Consider the following 662-nt stretch of genomic DNA (forward strand, 5'->3'; position numbering starts at 1 on the left):
CTGGCTGCCGAATGGGGAGCTGGAATATCTGGGACGTAATGACTTTCAGGTTAAAATCCGCGGCTACCGCATTGAGCTGGGAGAAATCGAAAACGCCCTTGCCACACATCCGCAAGTCAAACAGGCGGTGGTGATTGACCACGAACACAAAGGCAATCAAGTGCTGGTCGCGTATCTGGTCACCGATAGTGTGTTATCCGATGATACCTTGGTTCGGTATCTTTCCGCCCGCTTGCCAGATTATATGCTGCCCGCCAGCTTTACCCGCCTTGAATCTGTACCGTTAACCCTGAACGGTAAACGGGATCGCCGTGCCCTGCCGGTGCCGGTATGGGGAAACCGCGACAGTTATATAGCGCCCCGCAATGCCCTGGAAACCCGTTTATGTGCCCTCTGGCAGGAGGTATTGGGGCTGGAGCGGGTTGGTATTGAAGATAACTTCTTCCGTATCGGCGGCAATTCCCTGCTAGCGATTAAACTGACAGCCGCCATTCGGCGTGCCCTTGGATTCGAGGTTTCACTGACGCAACTGTTTGAACTTAAAACCATCGCCGGTCTGGTCACCCATATGGGGCAACAAACCTGCACGGTTATCCCTCGCCTTGCGCTGGAACATTATCCCTTATCGTTTGCCCAGGAACGGATGCTGTTTATCGAGCAGT

1 protein-coding gene is annotated in these 662 nt (G+C 53.8%); it reads left to right on the top strand.

Annotated features, from left to right (window positions below):
• Positions 1–662: phosphopantetheine-binding protein (locus tag Xentx_RS18260; protein WP_139292554.1), on the top strand; the 662-nt coding region annotated here is incomplete at both ends.

The sequence above is a fragment of the Xenorhabdus thuongxuanensis genome, from assembly GCF_001908095.1.
GTDB lineage: Bacteria > Pseudomonadota > Gammaproteobacteria > Enterobacterales > Enterobacteriaceae > Xenorhabdus > Xenorhabdus thuongxuanensis.